We start from the raw sequence: 20,472 nt of genomic DNA on the forward strand, positions 1-20,472 counted from the left end.
GCTGCCGGGGCAGGCTAATCGTCGACAGGGTACCGGATATGTTTGAGAGTCGTACCGCCGAGCGTGCCGCTCGCGGAGTCAGAAAAGTCAAACTCGCACTGCTGGGCCCCGCCTTTATTGCCGCTATCGGCTATATCGATCCGGGCAACTTTGCGACCAACATTCAGGCGGGCGCGGCCTATGGCTATAAGCTGCTGTGGGTGGTGGTCTGGGCCAACATCATGGCGATGCTTATTCAGCTGATGTCTGCCAAGCTGGGTATCGCCACCGGTAAAAACCTCGCCGAACACATCCGCGACCGCTTTCCGCGTCCTGCCGTCTGGTTCTACTGGGTGCAGGCGGAGATCATCGCGATGGCGACAGACCTGGCGGAGTTTATCGGGGCCGCGCTGGGGTTCAAACTGCTGCTCGGCATCTCACTGATGCAGGGCGCGGTGCTGACCGGGATCGCCACCTTTCTGATCCTGATGCTGCAGAGCCGTGGGCAGAAGCCGCTGGAGCTGGTGATTGGCGGCCTGCTGCTGTTTGTGGCGGCAGCCTATATCGTCGAACTCTTCTTCTCCCAGCCTGATGTCCGGGAGCTGGTCGCCGGCATGGCCGTGCCTGCCCTGCCGACCTCCGATGCCGTCCTGCTGGCGGCGGGGGTGCTGGGCGCGACCATTATGCCGCATGTGATCTATCTGCACTCCGCGCTGACGCAGGGCAAGAGCGAGGAGAGCAAAGGGCAGCGATACTCCTCCACCAAGCTGGATGTGGCTATCGCGATGACCATCGCCGGCTTCGTCAATCTGGCGATGATGGCGACTGCGGCGGCGGCCTTTCACTTCAGTGGCCACAGCAAAATCGCTGAACTTGACCAGGCCTACCTGACGCTGCAGCCGCTGCTGGGTCAGGCGGCGGCGACGGTATTTGGTCTCAGCCTTGTCGCCGCGGGCCTCTCCTCCACGGTGGTGGGCACCCTGGCGGGCCAGGTGGTGATGCAGGGCTTTATCCGCTTCCATATCCCGCTCTGGGTCCGGCGTACCGTCACCATGCTGCCCTCCTTTATTGTGATCTGGGCAGGCTGGGATCCGACCCGGGTGCTGGTGATGAGTCAGGTGCTGCTGAGCTTCGGGATTGCGCTGGCGCTGATCCCGCTGCTCGCCTTTACCGGCAACCGCGAGCTGATGGGGGACGATATGGTTAACTCCCGCCTGATGCAGAACACCGGACGACTGATCGTCGTGCTGGTGATCGCCCTGAACCTCTACCTGCTGGTGGGTGAGGCGCTGGGGCTGTAAGGAGTCCGCAAAAGAAAAAACGCCCGGTGTTGCCGGGCGTTTTTGTCAGTGACGATCGTGGCCGTGTGGGCCAGGACCGCCGGGGCCGTGAGGCCCAAAACCGTGCGGGCCGGGGCCGCGACGGTCATGACGATCCCAGTCACGATCGCGGCGATGCTGATGTTCCCAGCGGCGTTCACGGTCGCGCTCGTGCCAGCGTCGCTCACGCTCCCACTGCTGGCGACGGCGCCACTCTTCATGACGCCACCAGCGGCGTTCGTTGTAGGTGTAGCGGTCATTCCACCAGCGTGGTTCACGCCAGCGTCCCCCATCCCAGTAGTAACCCCGGCGATCGCGATCGCCAAGATTCAGGGTGACGCCGGGGGCCAGAGTAATAGAGGCGCTGGTGGCCTGGGCTGTGTGATGTGCCAGCGGCGACAACACCGCGACCAGGGCAGCAAAAATAAGAGCTCTTTTCATTATATTCTCCTCATCAACAGTCTGATGCTGTTGCGGCGCAGTGATTATGCCTGCGGATTGCTGTCGTTACCGCACTATTGTGTCGGAAAATTGTGAGGAAATTGGGGAGACGCGGGGGATTGAGACTATTCTGGCGGGAAAATGCCCGGCCTGCGCCGGGCGGGAAACGCGTTACAGCAGGGCCGCGTCAATCGCCGCCAGCTCGCTGTCGCTGAACTGACGGCGGGTGAGCATCGCCACCGCGTCATCGATCTGCGCCGTTTTACTGGCACCAATCAGCACCGAGGTGACACGCTCATCGCGCAGCACCCACGCCAGCGCCATCTGCGCCAGCTTCTGTCCGCGCTGCTGCGCGATCAGGTTCAGCTTACGCACCTTCTCCATCTTCTCTTCAGTCAGCTGACTCTCATTCAGGAATTTGCTGCCGCTGGCCGCGCGTGAATCTTCCGGGATGCCCTGCAGATAGCGATCGGTGAGCACGCCGCCCGCCAGCGGCGAGAAGGCGATACAGCCGACGCCCGCCTCACCCAGCGTCTGAAGCAATCCCTGTTCGGGCGTGCGCTCAAACATCGAATAGCGCGGCTGGTGAATCAGGCAGGGCGTGCCGAGGTCGCGCAGGATCGCGATCGCCTGCGCAGCCCGATCCGCCGGATAGTTAGACAGGGCCACATAGAGCGCTTTGCCCTGACGCACAACATGGTCCAGCGCGCGCATTGTCTCTTCCAGCGGCGTGTCGGGATCGGGACGGTGATGATAGAAAATATCGACATACTCCAGCCCCATGCGCTTCAGGCTCTGATCCAGACTGGCGACGAGATATTTGCGCGAGCCCCAGTCGCCATACGGCCCCTGCCACATGGTATAGCCCGCTTTGGTGGAGATAATCAGCTCATCACGGTGAGCACGAAAATCTTCCCGCAGGATCCGGCCAAAGTTCTCCTCGGCGGAACCCGGTGGCGGGCCGTAGTTATTGGCTAAGTCGAAGTGCGTAATCCCCTGGTCAAAGGCATGACGCAGCAGGGCACGGCTGTTATCGACCCGGGTTGCGTCACCAAAGTTATGCCAGAGCCCCAGCGAAACGGCGGGCAGTTTAATACCGCTGCGACCGCTGCGACGATATTCCATCTGGTGATAGCGGTCGGGATTGGGAAAAGAGGACATTCAGCGCTCCAGGTTAAAAACGAGAAAATGTGCCAGAACGCTCTCAGTGTATACGGTTACACTCAGTGACAGCGCGCTACAGATCGCGTTTTTACAGAATATTCCGCCAGCGTAACGCCCGCTTTCCAGGCATTGTGGCTGGCAAAAAGCGCCGTTCGCCTCGCTAATTTAATCGTCTGTCAGATACTTAACCCAACTCTTCCCTGAAAGGAATGCGCAATGTCCACGTTCACTGTTGGAGATTACCTGCTGACCCGTCTGCAGGAGATCGGTATCAGGCATCTGTTTGGCGTGCCGGGCGACTATAACCTGCAATTTCTCGATCGGGTTATCGCGCATCCACTCATCAGCTGGGTGGGCTGTGCCAACGAGCTGAATGCCGCTTACGCGGCGGATGGCTATGCCCGCTGCAACGGCGCAGGGGCGCTGCTGACCACCTTCGGCGTCGGCGAGCTCAGTGCGATTAACGGCATCGCGGGCAGTTATGCAGAGTATCTGCCAGTGATCCATATCGTGGGCGCACCGGCGACTCAGGCGCAGCGTCAGGGTGACTGTGTGCATCATTCGCTGGGCGACGGCGATTTTCAGCATTTCATTCGCATGGCCGGGGAGGTAAGTGCGGCCACGGCACAGCTCACCACCGATAACGCCACGGCCGAAATAGACCGGGTGATCGTCAGTGCGCTGCAGGCCCGCCGCCCCGGCTATCTTTCGATCGCCGTCGATGTTGCGGCCCATGAAGTTGCTCCGCCGACGCAGCCGTTGCAGACCACGCAGCCCGCATCGGCGGCGGTTCGTCATGCGTTCCGCGAAGCGGCGGAACGTCTGCTGGCTCCGGCCGCGCGGGTTTCCCTGCTGGCCGACTTTCTGGCGCTGCGCTGGCAGCAGCAGTCCGCCCTGGCCGCGCTGCGCAGAGGGCGCGCCATTCCCTGTGCCTCGCTGCTGATGGGCAAGGGCGTGGTGGATGAACAGCAGCCCGGTTTTGTCGGCACCTATGCCGGGGAGGCGAGTGCTGGCCAGGTTCGTGAGCAGATAGAGCAGGTGGATGTGGCGATCTGCGTCGGGGTGCGCTTTACCGACACCCTGACGGCAGGCTTTACGCAGCAGTTTGATGCGGCACGACTGATCGATCTGCAGCCGTTCAGCGCCACGGTGGCGGGCGAAGAGTTTGCGCCGCTGTCGATGGCCGACGCGCTCGCTGAACTGCAGCCGCTGTTTGAGCGCTATGGCGCGCAGTGGCAGCCCGCCGCCGCGCTGTCTGAATGGCCGTCGGCTGAACCGGCGGCCGTGATCAGCCAGCACGCCTTCTGGCAGGCGATGCAGCGCTTCCTGCAGCCGGGCGATCTGATCGTGGCCGATCAGGGCACCGCCGCCTTTGGCGCTGCGGCGCTGAGACTGCCTTCGCAGGCGGAACTGCTGGTCCAGCCATTGTGGGGCTCAATCGGCTATACTCTTCCGGCAGCGTTTGGCGCACAGACCGCCCAACCCGATCGCCGGGTGATCCTGATTATCGGCGACGGTTCGGCGCAGCTGACTATCCAGGAACTGGGGTCGATGCTGCGCGATCGGCAACCGCTGATACTCTTTTTACTGAACAATGAAGGGTATACTGTCGAACGCGCGATTCATGGCGCCACGCAGCGCTACAATGATATCGCGCAGTGGAACTGGACGGCCCTGCCGCACGCCTTTAGCCTGCAGAAGCAGGCGCAGAGCTGGCGCATCAGTGAAACGGTGCAGCTGGATGAGGTGATGGCGCGGCTGGCTGAACCTCAGACGCTGTCGCTGGTTGAAGTGATCATGCAGAAAGCAGATCTGCCGCCCCTGCTTCGAAAAGTCACCGCCTGCCTGAATCAACGCAACGGCGGCTAAGATTCAGATAGTTGCCGCTGTGCAGGGTGGCCTATCGCGGTTAGGCTGTAGCGCACCTGAGTAAGACGCTCACCAATCGCACCGGTGAGCGTTGTTGTTTTATGGGCAGAAATTTATAGTGTCCTCCAACTCTTAAGACCCCAAGCGGAGCAACAGAAGAATGACAACCTATGCCTTGGTCGGCGATGTCGGCGGTACTAACGCGCGCCTCGCCCTTTGTGAGGTGGAAAGCGGCAGCATCACCCAGGCCAAAACATTCTCAACATCAGAATATGACAGCCTCGAAGCCGTCATCCGCCACTATCTTGATGAACAACAGCAGGATGTTAAAGATGGCTGTATTGCCATTGCCTGCCCGATTACCGATGACTGGGTTGAAATGACCAACCATGACTGGGCGTTTTCCACGCGCAAGCTCAAAGAGAACATCGGTTTTGAACACCTGGAAATCATTAACGACTTCACTGCGGTATCCATGGCGATTCCGATGCTGACCGCCGATAACGTGATTCAGTTTGGCGGCACCGAGCCGGTTAAAGATAAACCTATTGCGATTTACGGTGCCGGAACCGGACTGGGCGTCAGCCATCTGGTGCACGTCGACAAGCGCTGGGTGAGTCTGCCGGGCGAGGGCGGCCATGTCGATCTCGCGGCGAACAGTGAAGAAGAAGATCAGATTCTGGAAGTGCTGCGCGAAGAGCTGGGCCATGTTTCAGCCGAACGCGTGCTGTCAGGCGCGGGTCTGGTTAACCTCTACCGGGCGATTGTGAAGGTCGATAATCGCGTGCCGGAAAACCTGAAGCCGAAAGACGTGAGCCAGCGTGCGCTGGATGACAGCTGCATCGACTGCCGTCGTGCCCTGTCGATGTTCTGCGTCATCATGGGGCGTTTCGGTGGCAATCTGGCGCTGAATCTCGGCACCTTTGGCGGCGTCTATATCGCGGGCGGCATTGTGCCTCGCTTCCTGGAGTTCTTTAAGGCTTCCGGCTTCCGCGCCGCCTTTGAAGATAAAGGGCGCTTCCGTGACTATGTGGCCAGCATCCCGGTCTACATGATCACGCACGATCAGCCTGGTCTGCTGGGCGCGGGCGCGCATCTGCGCCAGACGCTGGGTCGCATCCTCTGATTCTGCCTTATCCCGCCTGAGTTTCCGGTCCGCAAAGTCTGCCGACGCCGGACCGGAAACTCAGCATCCTTATATTTCTCTTCTCGGCCTGAGCAGGTTGCCTACAGACGCATCAGCTGTCTGAACTGCTTCACCTTACTGCGGCTGACGGGCACCTGAAACTCCAGATCGCGCAGCTTCAGCAGATAGGTATTGTTAAACCACGGCTCGATTTCGCGAATTTTGCTGAGGCTGACGCAGTAGGAGCGGTGGCAGCGGAAAAACTGCTGCTCCGGCAGGCGCGAGCAGAACTCGGTGATGTTCATCGACATCACGTAAGATTCGCGGCGGGTATAGACAAACGTCAGCTTCTCATGCGCTTCCACGTAGTAGATATCATTCACGTCTGTGACGATAATCCGCTCATCCTTGATCAGGTTCACCGTCTGCGGCGCGGAGGCGGCATGAAGCGGATTAACCGCCTGCTGCGTCTGGGCCGTGGCCTCCAGCTTGTTCAGCATGGTAACGATCCGCGACTCCTGATAGGGCTTGAGGATGTAATCAAACGCCTCCAGCTCGAACGCCTCTACGGCATGCTCTTTCCATGCGGTAATAAACACAATCAGCGGTTTATGCGCAAACTGATGAATATGCTTCGCCAGCAGCATGCCATCCAGTGAGGGGATATTGATGTCGAGGAAAATCACATCAACCCGATGCTGCTGCAGATACTTCAGCACGTCGAGGCCATCGTCGAAGCAGGCCTCAATCTCAATTTTGCTGTGATGCTGGATCATCCAGCTCAGCTCCTGCTGCGCCAGAAATTCATCTTCCACAATGATGGCTTTCATAACAGATTCTCCGCCAGGCGCTGGCCGTTCTTGCTGAGTGTGAAGGCTATCTCGGTGCCTGGCTGATGCCGCACGATCTGTAATCCCTGGCCCGACAGTAGCTTAACCCGATGGTGTACGTTGAGCAGGCCGATTTTATTGCCGGGCATCTCGTTGCGCGCCACCCGCGCCATCACATCATCGCTGATGCCCTGGCCGGTATCCCGCACCGCGATCCGCACCCGATCGCCCAGATCCCGCACGCTCAGCGTCACCACGCCCTTACCCTTGCAGGGCTGGATGCCATGCACGATGGCGTTCTCCACCAGCGGCTGGATCAGCAGGCTCGGCAGCAGAAAATGCAGATCCTCATCGACGTCATAGATCATCGTCAGCTTGTCACCAAACCGTGCCTGCTCGATGGCGATGTAATCTTTGACCTGCCAGAGCTCCTTGCGGATGTCGATCAGCTCGTCGTCATTCAGCTCCAGGTTGTAACGCAGATAGCGCGACAGGTTAATCACCAGCTGGCGGGCGGTATCGGGATTAAGCCGGATGGAGGAGGAGATCGCATTCAGTGCGTTAAACAGAAAATGGGGATTTATTTTGCTTTGCAGCGCGCGCAGTTCCGCTTTATTGGCCATTTCGCGCAGCTGCTCCGCGCGGGACACCTCAAGCTGGGTGGAGATGATTTGCGACAGGCCGATCGCCATCTCCTTCAGCGAACCGGTGATCCGGTGAGCGCGGCGATAGTAGATTTTCAGCGTGCCGGTCACCTTGCCTTTCTCCCAGAGCGGGATCACGATCATCGAATGGATATCTTTGGTGCGGTGCGCTTCATCGTTGTTTTTGATAATGATTTTTCCGCTGGCGATCGACTGCGCGGTGGTGGGGCTGATGCCATCATCCCCGTGCTGGTAGTTGTGCTCGCCATAGCCGACATAGGCCAGAATCTGCTTTTTATCGGTCATCGCGACGGCATCGGCCTTGATCTCCCGCCGGATAATGTCACAGACGTTGCGCAGCGAGTCGCTGTTGACCTGCCGGAACAGCGGCAGGGTTTTGTTGGCGATCTCCAGCGCCAGCTTAGCCTGACGGGCGGCGATCGCCTCTTTTTCGCCCTCCACGCTCTGCACCAGCAGCACGATAATGCCGATGCTGGAGGCACCGAGGATCATCGGCAGGGCGATCTCCGACACGATCGCCAGCCCGAGTGAGGTGGGGCGCGCCCACAGCACGATCAGCACCATCGTCAGGGCTTCGCACAGCATGCCGCCGAAGATACCGGCGCGCCAGCGATGCTCTTTTAACACCCGGCGGTTAATGCCGCCCGCCACGATCCCGGCAATGACGCTGGTGATCAGGCAGGGCACAGAAGTGACGCCGTGAATGTCGATCAGAAAACGGTGAACGCCGGCAATGATGCCGGTCGCGATGCCGACCCAGGGACCAAACAGGATGCCGCCCGCCATCACCGCGATCACCCGCACATTCAGCAGCGAGCCGTCGACATTCACCCCCGACCAGGTACTGAACAGCGCGAACAGCGAAAAGATGGCGGTCACCGCGATCTTCTCTGCACGGGTATGCTCATCTTTCTGCAGGAGCTGACGAAACGGGCGGGTGCGCGTCAGAAAGAACAGGCAGATCAGCATCAGGGCGGCGCGATCAAACACTGCCAGTAACATCGTAAAGTGGGAGGACACGGGCGACTCGTCGGCAATGGAAAGTCTCTCTATGATAAAAAATGTGATCGGGAACCGCTAGCGTCCAGATGACTCATGCCGCGAGAGAGTGTTCCAGATCAATTTTGGCGCCCTCTGCACAAAAAGGGGAAAAGTTGAGTCAGTATAAGGGGAACGGTTTTTCATGCCCGGGACTGGTCGCTGAGATCGCGTTTTGCTATGTTGCGGTTGCGCGATAACGCACTTCAGCGACCGCTGGAAAATCGCGTCCATCGGGAGCCGTACATGCAACTTGTCACCCCCAGACTCACCCTGAGTAAACTGCAGCCGGAAGACTGGCAACTGTTCCGCGCCGTGCATGAAGATCGCGACACCATGACCTGGGTCAGCGAGATCCCGGACGAGGCCGATATCCGGCAGCGTTTCACCGAACGTCTGGCCCCCTGGCAGCCAGGCAGTTTTCATATGCTCTGCCTGGTGGCGCGTCGTCGCGACAACGACGAGCCGATTGGCCTGTTTGGCTGCAGCCCCGAATGGGTGCCGCATCGCCAGGCGGAGGTCGGCTACATGCTGCTGCATCGCCACTGCGGCCAGGGGTATGGCAGTGAGGCGCTGGCCGCGCTGTGCCAGTTTTTGTTCGACGCGGATTTCCACAAGCTCAGGGCGATGGTCATCGAGGGGAACTGGGCTTCGCGCCGTATTCTGGAGAAAAACGGCTTCCGGCTTGAGGGAACGCTACGGGATAATTATCTGCTGAACGGCGGCTGGGTGAACGATTGGCTGCTGGGACGGCTGAATCCGCAACAATAAAAATATTTTCCGCCACGCTCGACAAAATGATCCTCAGCACGTTATGTTCGTAACGGGTCACCACCGTGACCCGCGTCGCTCGGACGGTCCGGGCGCTTACGTAATCCAGAGGTCCTCATGGCTGATAACAGCACACCCCGTCGTTTCTCGCGTATTGAACGTTTACCCCCTTACGTTTTCAACATCACCGCTGAACTGAAGATGGCTGCGCGCCGGCGCGGCGAAGATATTATCGATTTTTCGATGGGTAACCCGGATGGGGCGACACCGCCGCACATCGTCGAAAAGTTATGCCAGGTCGCACAGCGTGACGACACGCACGGCTACTCCACCTCACGCGGCATTCCGCGCCTGCGCCGGGCGATATCGCGCTGGTACGCCGAACGCTACCAGGTAGAGATTGACCCTGAATCAGAGGCGATTGTCACGATTGGCTCCAAAGAGGGGCTGGCGCACCTGATGCTGGCCACGCTGGATCACGGGGATACCGTGCTGGTACCGAATCCCAGCTATCCGATTCATATCTACGGTGCGGTGATCGCCGGGGCGCAGGTGCGCTCGGTGCCGCTGGTGGCGGGCGTCGACTTCTTTAACGAGCTGGAACGCGCCATTCGCGAGAGCTATCCCAAGCCAAAAATGATGATCCTGGGCTTCCCCTCTAACCCCACGGCGCAGTGCGTGGAGCTGGACTTTTTCGAACGGGTCATTGCGCTGGCGAAACAATATAACGTGCTGGTGATCCACGATCTGGCCTACGCCGATATCGTCTACGATGGCTGGAAAGCGCCGTCGATTATGCAGGTGCCAGGCGCACGCGACGTCGCCGTCGAGTTCTTCACGCTGTCAAAAAGCTACAACATGGCGGGCTGGCGCATCGGCTTCATGGTTGGCAACAAGGAGCTGGTCGCCGCGCTGGCGCGGATCAAAAGTTATCACGACTACGGCACCTTCACGCCGCTGCAGGTGGCGGCGATTGCGGCGCTGGAGGGGGATCAGCAGTGCGTGCGCGATATCGCAGAGCAGTATAAACGGCGGCGTGATGTGCTGGTGAAAGGCCTGCATGAGGCGGGCTGGAGGGTGGATAACCCGAAAGCGTCCATGTACGTCTGGGCCAGAATTCCCGACCACTATGCACATCTGGGATCGCTGGAGTTTGCCAAACATCTGCTGCAGGAGGCGAAAGTCTGCGTTTCACCCGGCATTGGCTTTGGCGACTATGGCGATACACACGTGCGATTTGCGCTGATCGAAAACAGCGATCGTATTCGTCAGGCGGTGCGGGGGATTAAGGCGATGTTTCGTGCCGACGGTGTCCTGCCAGGCAGTCTGAAAACGGACGAAGCGGAGTAACGGCCCGCAGGGGCGACTCAGAGGTCGCCCCGTAGCGGCACTGTCGCGCCATTACTTCAGCAGCAGAACGAAGGTTCCGAACCAAAGTAACGCGAAAAATGATATTCCCATCAAGGCATATTTCACAAAGCAACTCCTCTGAGCGGTTACGATGATGGCGATCCCAGACCAGTGCAACGCGAACAGACAGGGAATCGAGGTCACCATTACACTGTCTGGCTGGCTCGCTTCCGGGTTGATCTGAATAACTCAGAACAGGATCGAGCGCTAATTTACGCGGAATCCCGGCCAAATGAAATAGGTCCGTTCTGAGATATTGCTCACAATTTTATTTCACGTCAATTTCGGGAATCGCCGACATGCCGACACGTAACTGGGCCAGATGCGGTTGGTCGCTATCCAGCACAATTTTCACCGGCAGACGCTGAACGACTTTAGTGTAGTTGCCTGTGGCGTTATCGGGCGCGATGGCAGAAAAAGTCGCTCCCGTCGCCGGAGCGATGCTGTCCACATGGCCGGTAAAAGTCAGGCCCGGCAGGGCATCCACCCGCACGCTGACCCGCTGGCCCGGACGCACGTCGCTGAGCTGAGTTTCAAGATAGTTCGCCGTAATGTAGGTCTGCTGCAGCGGCACAACCGCCAGCAGACGGGTGCCGGCTGAAACATAGGCGCCGGTGCGCACCGCGCGCTGACCCACCATCCCATCTACCGGCGCGGTGATCCGGGTATAGGAGAGATTCAGCCTGGCCTGATCGACGCTGGCCTGCGCTGCCGCGACATCCGCCTCAGCGGAACGCACCGCAGCCTGGAGCACGCCCACCTGTTTCACGGCCGACGCCAGCGCCGCCTGACTCTGATGCACGGCCGCCAGGGCGGAACGCTGGTTTGAGCTGGCTTTCTGCTGATCGTCGGCGGCCACCGTGCCGCTCTTATAGAGACGGTTATAGCGATCGGCGCTCTGTCCGGCATACTGCGCGGACGCCTGGCTCGCCGCCACGCTGGCTTTCTGCTGATTGATAACCGACTGCTGCTGTTCCAGCTGCGCCTGGCTGCTCAGCAGCTTCGCCTGACTCACCTGCAGATCGGCTTCTGCACTCTCCAGCGCCACCCGGTAATCGCGATCGTCCAGCGTCGCCAGCAGCTGGCCCGCCCTGACCGGCTGGTTATCCTGCACCTCAACGCGGCTGACATACCCTGATACCCTGGGCGCAACCAGCGTGTAGTCGGCGTTGACGTAAGCGTCGTTGGTTCGATGATCGTTGCCGCTCATCAGTGACCAGACCACAAAGGCCAGGGCCAGTAACACCAGCAGCATCAGGCTCAGCAGCAGGGTTCTTCTCATTTCGAAAGCACGCATATTCATTTATTCCGGAGAGGGGGTTGAATCAAAGTCTGCGGCGGCCAGACCCGCGTTGGCAGGAGGGCGGTCAGCACCAACAGGCAGGCGGCGAAGCCGGTCAGCATCAGAAAGCTGTCGCTCAGGCCGAGCACCGTGGCCTGGTGTCTGACCAGAGTGGCAAAGCCGCTGAGATTTTCGCTGGCGCTGCCATCCGGCAGCAGCGGCAGGCTGCGGCTGGCCTGACCGGCCACCGGTGCGGTCATCAGCCAGCTGCGGTCGGCCGCCTGGTTGATCAGGACGCTGGAGTGAAACTGCTCACGGTGGGAGAGAAAGACCTCAACCAGCGTGGAGGCGGCGATGCTGGAAAAACCGCGCACGGTATTAAACATCGCCGAAGCAAAGGGGCCTTCAGGCGGCGCGACCACGCTGGTGGCGCTCATCAGTATCGGCAGAATGATCATCGGCTGGCCGAACGCCTGCAGAATCTGCAACAGCCAGAAATTCTGTCGCGCCCAGTCACTGGTGATCTGTGTGCCGAGCAGGCAGGCGATCACCAGCAGGCCGACGCCCGCCGTCAGCACCCAGCGGCAGTCAATCCAGCGGATATTGAGCAGGGCGGCAATCAGCGGGGCGATGATCAACTGCGGCAGGCCGACCGTCAGCGCCAGCGGAGCAAACTCAAGCGGGCGGAAACCGCTGACCTGCGCCAAATAGACCGACGGCAGCGCGGAGCCGGAGAGCCCCAGAATCAGCACGCAGGCCAGCCCCAGCAGGCCGTGCGCCAGATTGGGTCGCCGGAGCATCTGCAGTCTGAACAGCGGCAGCGGGTGAAACCACTCATTGATCAGGAACACCAGCAGCAGCGGCAGCGCGGTCAGCAGCATGCCGGTAATCAGCGGCGAATTCAGCCAGTCGAGGCGTTCGCCCTGCGTCAGCACCAGAACCAGCAGCGCCACGCTGCTGCAGCCGGTGACCATGCCAAACAGGTCGATCTGCTGAAAGCGTTCCGGCCGCAGTGGATCCTGAGGCAGTCCCCAGCCAATCAGCAGCATCGCAATCAGCATGCCGGGCACGACCTGCCAGAACACCATCATCCAGCTGACATGATCGGTCCACAGCGACGCCAGCGAAGCCGCCATGTTGGGGCCGAACGTGGCGGTGAGGGCATAGCCCGCCAGACCAAACAGTTTAAACGGCGGCGGCAGAAAGCGCAGGGCGACGGTCATCAGCATCGGCGGCAGAGCGCCGCCAAACAGCCCCTGCAGGACGCGCAGGCTGATAAACAGCGTGGGGTCCGACACCAGCGGCAGCAGGAATCCGGTCAGCATAAAGCCCGCCGAGACGCCGAGCGTAAAACGCCGCAGCGACAGGGTGACGGCGAACCAGGGCGCAATCATCATCGCAGCCACTTCGGCGGCCTGATAACCGGAAATAATCCAGCTACCCTGATCGTAACCGATGCCGATTGCGGCACGGATATCGGCCAGCGCGATATCACTGACGCGATCGTTCAGCCCGGAGGTCAGCGCGGCAATCAGTACACCGACCAGGCCCAGGGCCAGTCGCAGTGTAAAAGGGTGGGGGGCCGGCGCAGGCGCAGGCTGGGTAGTCATTGCAGGCGATCTCGTTATTGTGATGCAGTGTACTGCGATGTGATACAGGGCGTAATATTACATCCCGGTATGCTGTATTGCAATGCGGTACAGGGTGTAAAACGTGCGCCATTCGCGCTACAGTAAGGCAGCTCAAACAGGACGACGCTATGGCACATCAACCCTCCAGCCGCGAGGATGAAAAATCGGGCGGTATTCAGGTCATTGCCCGCGCGGCAAAAATTCTTAATGCCCTGGGCGAACAGCCGGGCGGCATGAGCCTGGGCGAGATCGCGCAGGCGGTCGCGCTGCCCCGCTCAACGGTTCAGCGTATTGTCGCCGCGCTCGACAGCGCAGAACTGGTGCGCAGCACCGGCGCGGGCGGCCTGCGTCTGGGACCGGCGCTGCTGAAACTGATCTCCAGCGTCCATACCGATGTGGTTGATCTGGTCAGCCCGCTGCTGGAAAAACTCTCCTCTGACACCAATGAAACCGTCTCCCTGGCGCGAGCCAGCGGCAGCCAGCTGGCGATTATTCATCATGTGGTGGCGTCGCGTGAGCTGCGGGTGGTGCCCCATATGGGCCTCAATCTGCCGCTCTACAGCACTTCCGGAGGCCGGGCACTGCTGGCGCTGGAGTGCGAAAAGGATGTGCGGACGATCGTTGGCGACGCCTGGCAGGAGTTAACCGATATGACGGTGAAAACGCTGCCGCAGCTGCTGGCGTTGATCCGGGAGGTGCGCGAAACCGGCATCGCCGTGGATCGCGGAGAAACGCTGGAAGGTATCTCGACCATGGCGTTTGCGCTCGATACGCTGTTTGGTCGCTTTTCTGTCTCTTTGCTGGTGCCCTCTGCCCGTTTTCTGCGTCACGAAGCGCGTTTCCGCGACGAGATGCTGAAGTGCAAAGAGGCGCTGGTGCGTGAAATCGGCAAAGTCGCCGCGATTGAAGGATAAGCCCCTGATGAAAACCCTGCTGATGGCCATCGACCACTCTCCGGTCGCGGAAAAAGTGGTTGCGTTAACGATTGAAGAAGCGCTGGCGCATCGCGCCGGGGTGGTGGTGCTCTGCTGTGTCGATCCTGCCTACTCCTCCTGCAATCAGCCGATGGAGATCGACGCGGGTGAAGACCCGGCCGATTTTGTGGCGGCGCAGGATGAGCAGAATACGGCCGAGATGACGGTACGCCATGCGCTGGCACCGCTGCTGCGCGCGGGTATCGATGCGCGAGGCATGATTCTGGCGGGCGAGGCGGCCGATACCATCGTCGCCCAGTCGCAACAGCTCAAGGCCAGTATGATCATCATGGGCCGGCGCCATCTCTCTTCGTTCAACCGGCTGTTAAAAGGCTCGGTCAGTGCATCGGTTATCGAACGCGCTAACTGTCCCGTGCTGATTGACGTGCGTAAGGATTAACTCCGCAGCATGAATTTACTGCCTGTTATAACGCTGGCGGCGTTTGCGCTGCTGGCGCTGATTGTCATTGTGCTGATCAAAACCACCCGGCTGCGTCTCTGGCAGGGGCTGCTCATCTTCCTGCTGCCGCTGATCGTGGCGAACCTGCTCTGGTTCAGCTGGGTTGCGCCGCAACAGCGGCAGGCCGCTCAGCGGGAGCAGGCGGTCAGTCAGCTGACTAAGATGCCCGGCTTCCGGGTGCTGCAGACGCAGGAACCGGCGCTCTGGCTGCTGCTGACCCAGGAGCTGACGCGACGTATCCGCGCCGGAGAACCGGCGGAGAAGGCAACGGGCGAACTGCGGGGCTGGCTGATTGAGGTGATCAATCAGCGGCTGATGCGCGGCACGGATGCGGCTGTCGTCCACTACATCAGCGTCTCGGTCGAAGAGATGCAGGCGCTGAACCAGATCGATCCGGGCCTCTGCTTCCGTTATCTCTATCCACAGGTGAGCGGAGGCATCAATCTGCAGAACACGCTGTCACCGGCGCTGAACCGCAAGGAGGCGGAAGCGATGGAGCAGCTGCTGCTGAACAGCCCGCCGCCTGAACAGCCTCTGGATAAGACCCAGGCACAGGACGATCTGCAACAGATCGTAGGCCAGCTCTACCGGAAGTGGGGCGACAGGCTGCAGCAGCTGAATATGCCGGCTGACACGGCCGTAGATCGCTCCTCGCTGTGTGCCATGTCAATCGATCTCTACAGTGCGATTCTGGCATTACCTGACAAGCGCGCCGCCAACCTGTTACGTAGAATGATTGCCCTGACTGGCCAGTAACGGGCGGGAACAGCGGGCGAAAAAAAGCCCGCTAAGCGCGGGCAGGGAAGAGAGAGAGGCAGACTCTTATTATTGGCATTTCCTGGTGTGGTGCAGGTTTCGTTACGTCTGAATTTATCCTGTCATGTCTGGCACGATAGTAACAGCCATTTAATCATATTGAATTAATCGGTAAAAGCTTCGTAATTTCTGGTTTTTCGCGCATTTATCCTATGGATGCGTGGCAGGCTGCGTCTTAAACTGCGCGGCAACGTGAGGACAATCTGATGAAAAAACTACTTACCGGCGCGGTAGCGCTGTTATTGCTGGCAGGCTGTACTGCCAGCAAACCCGGGGCATTTGAACGTGTTGATGAAGATCCGACCTCAAATACCGTGCAGTATCGTTTTGACCCGCTGAAGGTCAATCGCGATGCGATGGATCTCGATCTGGCGAATTACTGCAGCAATAAAGGATTTGATAAAGTCGAGGCGCTGCCTGCGCAGGAGAGTCATATTCCGGGCCTGCAGAAAGCGTGGTTCCAGTGTAATTACGCGCTGAAAAGCTAAATAAAACGGGCGGGATAATTATCCCGCCCTTAAAGTGTGTTTCTTTTATTTTATGCTGTGTGACATCTTTGCCCGTCAGTGGCGATGGTGACCGCCATGATACCCACCATGATAGCCTCCATAGTAGCCTCCGTGATACCCGCCGCCCCCTCCGCGGTGCCAGCCGTTGTCATGCCGGGGAGTGATAATACACCCGCTTAATAACGTCATGAGCGCCACGACCGAAGCGACTTTAATTAATCTCTTCATAGGAACTCTTCTCCTCTTTTCCCATGAGGATGACACTACGCTGAAAAAGTGGAGTGAAGATGCAGGCTTTGTAGAGTTATTTCATCAGATATGACGAAATATTTCAGGGTGCGGAATTTTGCAGAAGATTGAAATAAGAGAATCAGAATGGGCTGAATAATAAATACTATCAGAGAGAATAGTCTCAAAATCAAGCGAAAATAATCTTCCGCGGAAAGTTTTTACAACTACATTATTAGCATGTCAGTTCAACGGGAGAGAAACATGGCGCACGACGTAAAACATATACTGGCTTTGCAGGCGGAGCTGGGTGAGTGTCCGCTCTGGTCGGTCAGGGAACAGGTGCTGTGGTGTGTCGATATTCTGGCACCGGCGATTCACCGGTTCGATCCGGTCAGCGGCGATCTGCAGACCTTTCCGCAGGCGGAGCACGTAGGCTGCATCGGTCTGCGCGAGCAGGGCGGCCTTATCGCCGCCCTGCGTGGTGGTGTCTGGCTGCTGGATGCGCAGGGTAAACCGGAAAAAAAGATTGCCGACAACCCCGGCGAGGCCGCGCGGAGCCGCTTTAACGATGGCCGCGTCGATCCCTGGGGAAATTTCTGGTGTGGCAGCCTGTGGGAACCGCAGGATAAAAATGGCGGGCTGCTGTGTCGCGTCACGCCGGATCTGAAGCTGGAGGTCAGAGCGCGCGATATCAAAATCTCCAACGGACTGGCCTTTTCGCCTGACCGGCGCTGGATGTATCACAGCGACACGCCAAATGCGTCGCTCTACCGCTATCCGTTAGATGAGCAGGGCGAACCGGGCGAACGTACGCTGTTCCGCCGCTTCGACGCCAGCGGCGGCTTACCGGATGGCGCGGCGGTGGATAGCGAAGGTTTCTACTGGTCAGCACAGTTCGATGGCGGACGTGTGGTTCGTATCGATCCTCAGAGCGGGGAGATTGTCGATGAGATCCTGCTGCCGGTGAAGTGGCCGACGATGGTGGCGTTCGGCGGTGCCGATCTCAAAACGCTGTTTATCACCAGTTCGCGGGAAGATCGCACGGAAGAGGAGCTGGCGCGCTATCCGCACTCCGGCAATATCTTTGCGGTGGAAGTCGCGGTCGCTGGCATGGCAGAGCCGCTGTTCCGCGGCTAGAGACGCGGGCCGCGTGAGGCGGCCCGTTCTGATTAATGACGTTGCAGAACCGGCGCCGCCGTTACTGAACGCTGTGGTAAGCGGATGGTGAGTGACAGGAACAGGGAGATAACCAGCAGCGTCATGATCAGGCTGAAGGTCACGGTGAAACCGCCAAACAGCGAGGCGACCAGGGAACCCAGCACGCTGCCGATACCAAATCCCAGATAGAGCAGACCGTAATTTTTGGTCAGGTTATTGAGACCAAAGAAGTCACTCACCAGCGACGGGAACACCGTGATGGTTCCGCCAAAGCTGAAGGCGACACAGGCGAGTGAGAGGAAGAAGGTCACTTCGTTCATCCGGGTAAAGAGCAGCACGCTCATGCCGATCAGTGAGACGATCTGCGCCAGCGAGATTACCCGGATACGCAGCATTTTGTCAGACAGTACCCCCAGCACCAGACGGCCGCTCAGGTTAGCGATGGCGATCACGGTGACGGCGCTGGCCGCACTCTGCGTGGAGAGGTGCACCAGACCTTCGCCGATATCTTTGGCGACGCCGATGACATAGAGTCCGCTCATGCAGGCGGTCAGAAACATCAGCGCCAGCATCCAGTACTGCGGCATACGGACGGACTGGGCCAGCGTATAATCCCGCGCAGGCTGCTGTCCCTGCTGACGCGGGCTTTTCTCCTGCACCGGCGCGTCACGCATCAGCAGTGCCCCGAGGATGATCATCGACATCGCTATCACGCCCCAGATCATAAAGGTCTGCTCCAGACCGACCGTCGCCAGCAGCGCCCCGCAGATAAATTTGAAGCCCAGGCTGCCCAGACCATATGCACCGATGGCACAGGCGGAGATCATCCCTTTGCGCTCCGGGAACCACTTCACGCAGTTGGAGAGCGTCATCAGATAGCCTGCACCATCGGCCAGACCGACCAGCAGGCCAGCGCTGAAATAGAGCATCATCAGGTTATCTGCCTGGGAGGTCAGCCAGAATCCCAGCGCCATCAGCACTCCGGCGCCCATCGTCACACGGCGTACCCCAAACCGCTCCTGCAGTTTACCGGCCAGTGAGGAGGCGATGGCCAGCCCTAAACTCAGCAGGCCAAACGAGAAAGCGACCTCACTGATGGGGGCATCCAGCTTCTGCGACAGCTGGCCGTTGAACAAACTCCACGTATAAACGGACCCCAGTGCAAACTGAGTGATGACGGTGCCGAACAATGTAAGCCAGCGTGAACGCTGATAAGAAGCCTGCTGAGTCTGGTTCATCATTTATCTCTCCCATCCGGGAATCTGGAAACTGCAGTCAGCATAAAGCAGTGGCTCGCGCGCATGAGCGGTAAAGGTATGAACGGAACGGATTGGGGAATGAAATGCCATTCAGGCGGTATGAACGGCATTGCGTTGGAAAGCGGCGGGGCGGTGTTGCGTGAAAAGTAACCAAAGAGGCAGCTTAATCAGGAAGCGTAACCACCCGTAAGATAATGTTTCAGCGCGTCGGTTATCTGAGCAGGTTTGCGGATTATTTGCCAGACTGAGAGTTCACCTATCAGGAGGAAATATGAAAGACCGGACATATGAATCCAACACCAGTGAGGATGACGTTTGCTGCATCATCGGTCAGGCCGTGATTGAACTGAGTACAGAACAACAGCCTGTGACCAAATCGACGCTGGCACTGAAACTGCTGTCGATGGCCGATCGTGACAGTGACGACGAGCGTGTTCTGCTCTACTGGATCGCCCGTAAGGCGATCAATCAGCCACAACAACTCCTTCAGCAGCAGTGGGCATAACGCCCCATCAGATGCGGGCTGTCTCCCGCTTCCCTGTCAGGCAGTGATCCGGCGACGGCTTGCCGGCCAGCGGGCAAACATCACGACATTGCCCAGCAGAATCATGACAAGGCCAGGGATGGCGCTGGCATGCCATTCATACCCTTCGTAACGGGTAGAGAGTGCCAGCGCCACCAGCGGAAAGAGAACCGTCGTATAGGCCGCCCGACTGGCACCAATCCGTCCCACCAGCGTAAAGTAAGCACCGAAGCCCACCACCGAACCCACGATAGCCAGATAGGTTAATGCCCCCAGCCACTGCATATTCCAGGTCGGTTGCAGCGAAACACCCTGCAGCAGCGAAACCAGTGCCATCATCAGCGCGCCGTACAACATGCCGTAACTGTTGGTGGTCAGCACATCGCGTTGTAACCGCTGATGCCGCTGGCTGATCATATTGCCGAAGGAGAAGCCCAGCGTGCCCAGCGCACTCAGACCGATGCCCCACATCAGTCCGGCCGAGGCTTCCGTGCTGCGCAAATCGTGCCAGAACAGCGCAACGATTCCGGTCATCCCCAGTACGATGGCCGGGATCAGGCGTACGGAAGGGCGCTGACGGAAGAACAGCCAGCCGTTGATGGCGTTATACATCACGGCCATCGAGAAAATGACCGATTCCAGACCGCTGCTGATATAGGCGGACGCAGAATAAAAGCAGACAAAATTAAAGCCAAAGACGCAGCAGCCCTGTAGCAGACAAAAGAGGTGGTCCCGCAGCGTCAGCCTGTGAAGGCGCTTTATCAGTTTAAGCAGCAGTAACATCACCAGCGAAGCCAGCAAAAAACGCCAGAATACCGCGACGGTTACGGCGCTCATGCCCGCAGACTGTTGCGCGTAGATCGCAATCCAGGTCGTTCCCCAGATCAGCACGACAGAGAGATACAAAAACAGATTCATCGCCGGGTTCTCCTCCATAAAACGCTGAGTCTGCGCGGAAAACCGCCTCTGCGCTTGCAACGGGTTGCGCCGGGTTTGCAAAATCTTGCGCATTTTTAC

The 20,472-nt window shown here is 59.1% G+C and carries 20 protein-coding genes; 11 read left to right on the forward strand and 9 right to left on the reverse strand.

The window, feature by feature from the left end; all coding sequences use genetic code 11:
* The first annotated feature begins 38 nt into the window (after window positions 1–38).
* Window positions 39–1,280 (forward strand): Nramp family divalent metal transporter, encoded by a 1,242-nt coding sequence (locus J1C59_RS05665; protein WP_140916980.1) that lies wholly within the window; start codon window positions 39–41, stop codon window positions 1,278–1,280.
* A 45-nt stretch (window positions 1,281–1,325) separates the two neighbouring features.
* On the opposite strand, the gene J1C59_RS05670 is transcribed toward J1C59_RS05665, so the two are convergent.
* Window positions 1,326–1,739 (reverse strand): DUF2502 domain-containing protein, encoded by a 414-nt coding sequence (locus J1C59_RS05670; protein ID WP_140916979.1) that lies wholly within the window; start codon window positions 1,737–1,739, stop codon window positions 1,326–1,328.
* A gap of 171 nt (window positions 1,740–1,910) precedes the next feature.
* Complete coding sequence (gene mgrA, locus J1C59_RS05675; RefSeq protein WP_128086541.1) at window positions 1,911–2,900, reverse strand: L-glyceraldehyde 3-phosphate reductase; 990 nt, start codon at window positions 2,898–2,900, stop codon at window positions 1,911–1,913.
* Between the two features lie 219 nt (window positions 2,901–3,119).
* Between mgrA and ipdC the strand changes: the two genes are divergently transcribed.
* Window positions 3,120–4,772 carry an indolepyruvate decarboxylase gene (ipdC, locus tag J1C59_RS05680; RefSeq protein ID WP_140916978.1) on the forward strand — a complete coding sequence of 551 codons (1,653 nt, stop codon included), beginning with the start codon at window positions 3,120–3,122 and terminating at the stop codon, window positions 4,770–4,772.
* Between the two features lie 160 nt (window positions 4,773–4,932).
* Window positions 4,933–5,898, forward strand: coding sequence for a glucokinase (glk, locus tag J1C59_RS05685; RefSeq protein ID WP_128086525.1), 966 nt, complete (start codon window positions 4,933–4,935; stop codon window positions 5,896–5,898).
* 101 nt (window positions 5,899–5,999) lie between these two features.
* Here glk and J1C59_RS05690 read toward each other — a convergent pair whose 3' ends face one another.
* The gene (locus J1C59_RS05690; protein WP_128086524.1) at window positions 6,000–6,728 is read right to left on the reverse strand and encodes a LytR/AlgR family response regulator transcription factor; all 729 of its coding nucleotides are present in this window, start codon (window positions 6,726–6,728) and stop codon (window positions 6,000–6,002) included.
* On the reverse strand, window positions 6,725–8,395 hold the full coding sequence (locus J1C59_RS05695) for a sensor histidine kinase (protein WP_128086526.1): 1,671 nt from the start codon (window positions 8,393–8,395) through the stop codon (window positions 6,725–6,727). Before J1C59_RS05695 ends, J1C59_RS05690 begins: the two co-directional genes overlap by 4 nt.
* 282 nt (window positions 8,396–8,677) lie before the next feature.
* Between J1C59_RS05695 and J1C59_RS05700 the strand changes: the two genes are divergently transcribed.
* On the forward strand, window positions 8,678–9,202 hold the full coding sequence (locus tag J1C59_RS05700; RefSeq protein WP_128086523.1) for a GNAT family N-acetyltransferase: 525 nt from the start codon (window positions 8,678–8,680) through the stop codon (window positions 9,200–9,202).
* Window positions 9,203–9,319: 117 nt separating this feature from the next.
* The gene (gene alaC / locus J1C59_RS05705) at window positions 9,320–10,552 is read left to right on the forward strand and encodes an alanine transaminase (RefSeq protein ID WP_128086522.1); all 1,233 of its coding nucleotides are present in this window, start codon (window positions 9,320–9,322) and stop codon (window positions 10,550–10,552) included.
* 51 nt (window positions 10,553–10,603) lie between these two features.
* Here alaC and ypdK read toward each other — a convergent pair whose 3' ends face one another.
* The 3 genes from ypdK to J1C59_RS05720 all read right to left on the reverse strand — a co-directional run bounded on the left by ypdK (window position 10,604) and on the right by J1C59_RS05720 (window position 13,504).
* Window positions 10,604–10,678 carry a membrane protein YpdK gene (gene ypdK, locus J1C59_RS05710; RefSeq protein ID WP_099257831.1) on the reverse strand — a complete coding sequence of 25 codons (75 nt, stop codon included), beginning with the start codon at window positions 10,676–10,678 and terminating at the stop codon, window positions 10,604–10,606.
* A gap of 202 nt (window positions 10,679–10,880) precedes the next feature.
* Complete coding sequence (locus J1C59_RS05715; protein WP_128086521.1) at window positions 10,881–11,909, reverse strand: HlyD family secretion protein; 1,029 nt, start codon at window positions 11,907–11,909, stop codon at window positions 10,881–10,883.
* 2 nt (window positions 11,910–11,911) lie between these two features.
* Window positions 11,912–13,504: an MFS transporter gene (locus J1C59_RS05720; RefSeq protein ID WP_128086520.1), complete on the reverse strand. Its 1,593-nt coding sequence runs from the start codon at window positions 13,502–13,504 to the stop codon at window positions 11,912–11,914.
* Window positions 13,505–13,653: 149 nt separating this feature from the next.
* Here J1C59_RS05720 and J1C59_RS05725 point away from each other — a divergent pair, with 149 nt between their 5' ends.
* The 5 genes from J1C59_RS05725 (at window position 13,654) to J1C59_RS05745 (ending at window position 17,652) form a co-directional block, all read left to right on the forward strand.
* On the forward strand, window positions 13,654–14,439 hold the full coding sequence (locus J1C59_RS05725; RefSeq protein WP_140916977.1) for an IclR family transcriptional regulator: 786 nt from the start codon (window positions 13,654–13,656) through the stop codon (window positions 14,437–14,439).
* Window positions 14,440–14,446: 7 nt separating this feature from the next.
* Window positions 14,447–14,899, forward strand: a complete 453-nt coding sequence (locus J1C59_RS05730; RefSeq protein ID WP_128085436.1) for a universal stress protein — start codon at window positions 14,447–14,449, stop codon at window positions 14,897–14,899.
* Window positions 14,900–14,908: 9 nt separating this feature from the next.
* On the forward strand, window positions 14,909–15,715 hold the full coding sequence (locus J1C59_RS05735; protein ID WP_128085437.1) for a hypothetical protein: 807 nt from the start codon (window positions 14,909–14,911) through the stop codon (window positions 15,713–15,715).
* A gap of 266 nt (window positions 15,716–15,981) precedes the next feature.
* Window positions 15,982–16,263: a lipoprotein gene (locus J1C59_RS05740; RefSeq protein ID WP_128085438.1), complete on the forward strand. Its 282-nt coding sequence runs from the start codon at window positions 15,982–15,984 to the stop codon at window positions 16,261–16,263.
* Window positions 16,264–16,776: 513 nt separating this feature from the next.
* Window positions 16,777–17,652 (forward strand): SMP-30/gluconolactonase/LRE family protein, encoded by an 876-nt coding sequence (locus J1C59_RS05745; RefSeq protein WP_128085439.1) that lies wholly within the window; start codon window positions 16,777–16,779, stop codon window positions 17,650–17,652.
* Window positions 17,653–17,684: 32 nt separating this feature from the next.
* Here the strand turns inward: J1C59_RS05745 and J1C59_RS05750 are convergent, their stop codons facing one another.
* The gene (locus J1C59_RS05750) at window positions 17,685–18,911 is read right to left on the reverse strand and encodes an L-lactate MFS transporter (RefSeq protein WP_128085459.1); all 1,227 of its coding nucleotides are present in this window, start codon (window positions 18,909–18,911) and stop codon (window positions 17,685–17,687) included.
* A gap of 292 nt (window positions 18,912–19,203) precedes the next feature.
* Here J1C59_RS05750 and J1C59_RS05755 point away from each other — a divergent pair, with 292 nt between their 5' ends.
* The gene (locus J1C59_RS05755; protein WP_128085440.1) at window positions 19,204–19,437 is read left to right on the forward strand and encodes a hypothetical protein; all 234 of its coding nucleotides are present in this window, start codon (window positions 19,204–19,206) and stop codon (window positions 19,435–19,437) included.
* Between the two features lie 36 nt (window positions 19,438–19,473).
* Here the strand turns inward: J1C59_RS05755 and J1C59_RS05760 are convergent, their stop codons facing one another.
* Window positions 19,474–20,373: a DMT family transporter gene (locus J1C59_RS05760; RefSeq protein ID WP_128085441.1), complete on the reverse strand. Its 900-nt coding sequence runs from the start codon at window positions 20,371–20,373 to the stop codon at window positions 19,474–19,476.
* Window positions 20,374–20,472 lie beyond the last annotated feature (99 nt).

The organism is Pantoea deleyi (assembly GCF_022647325.1).
Lineage (GTDB): Bacteria > Pseudomonadota > Gammaproteobacteria > Enterobacterales > Enterobacteriaceae > Pantoea > Pantoea deleyi.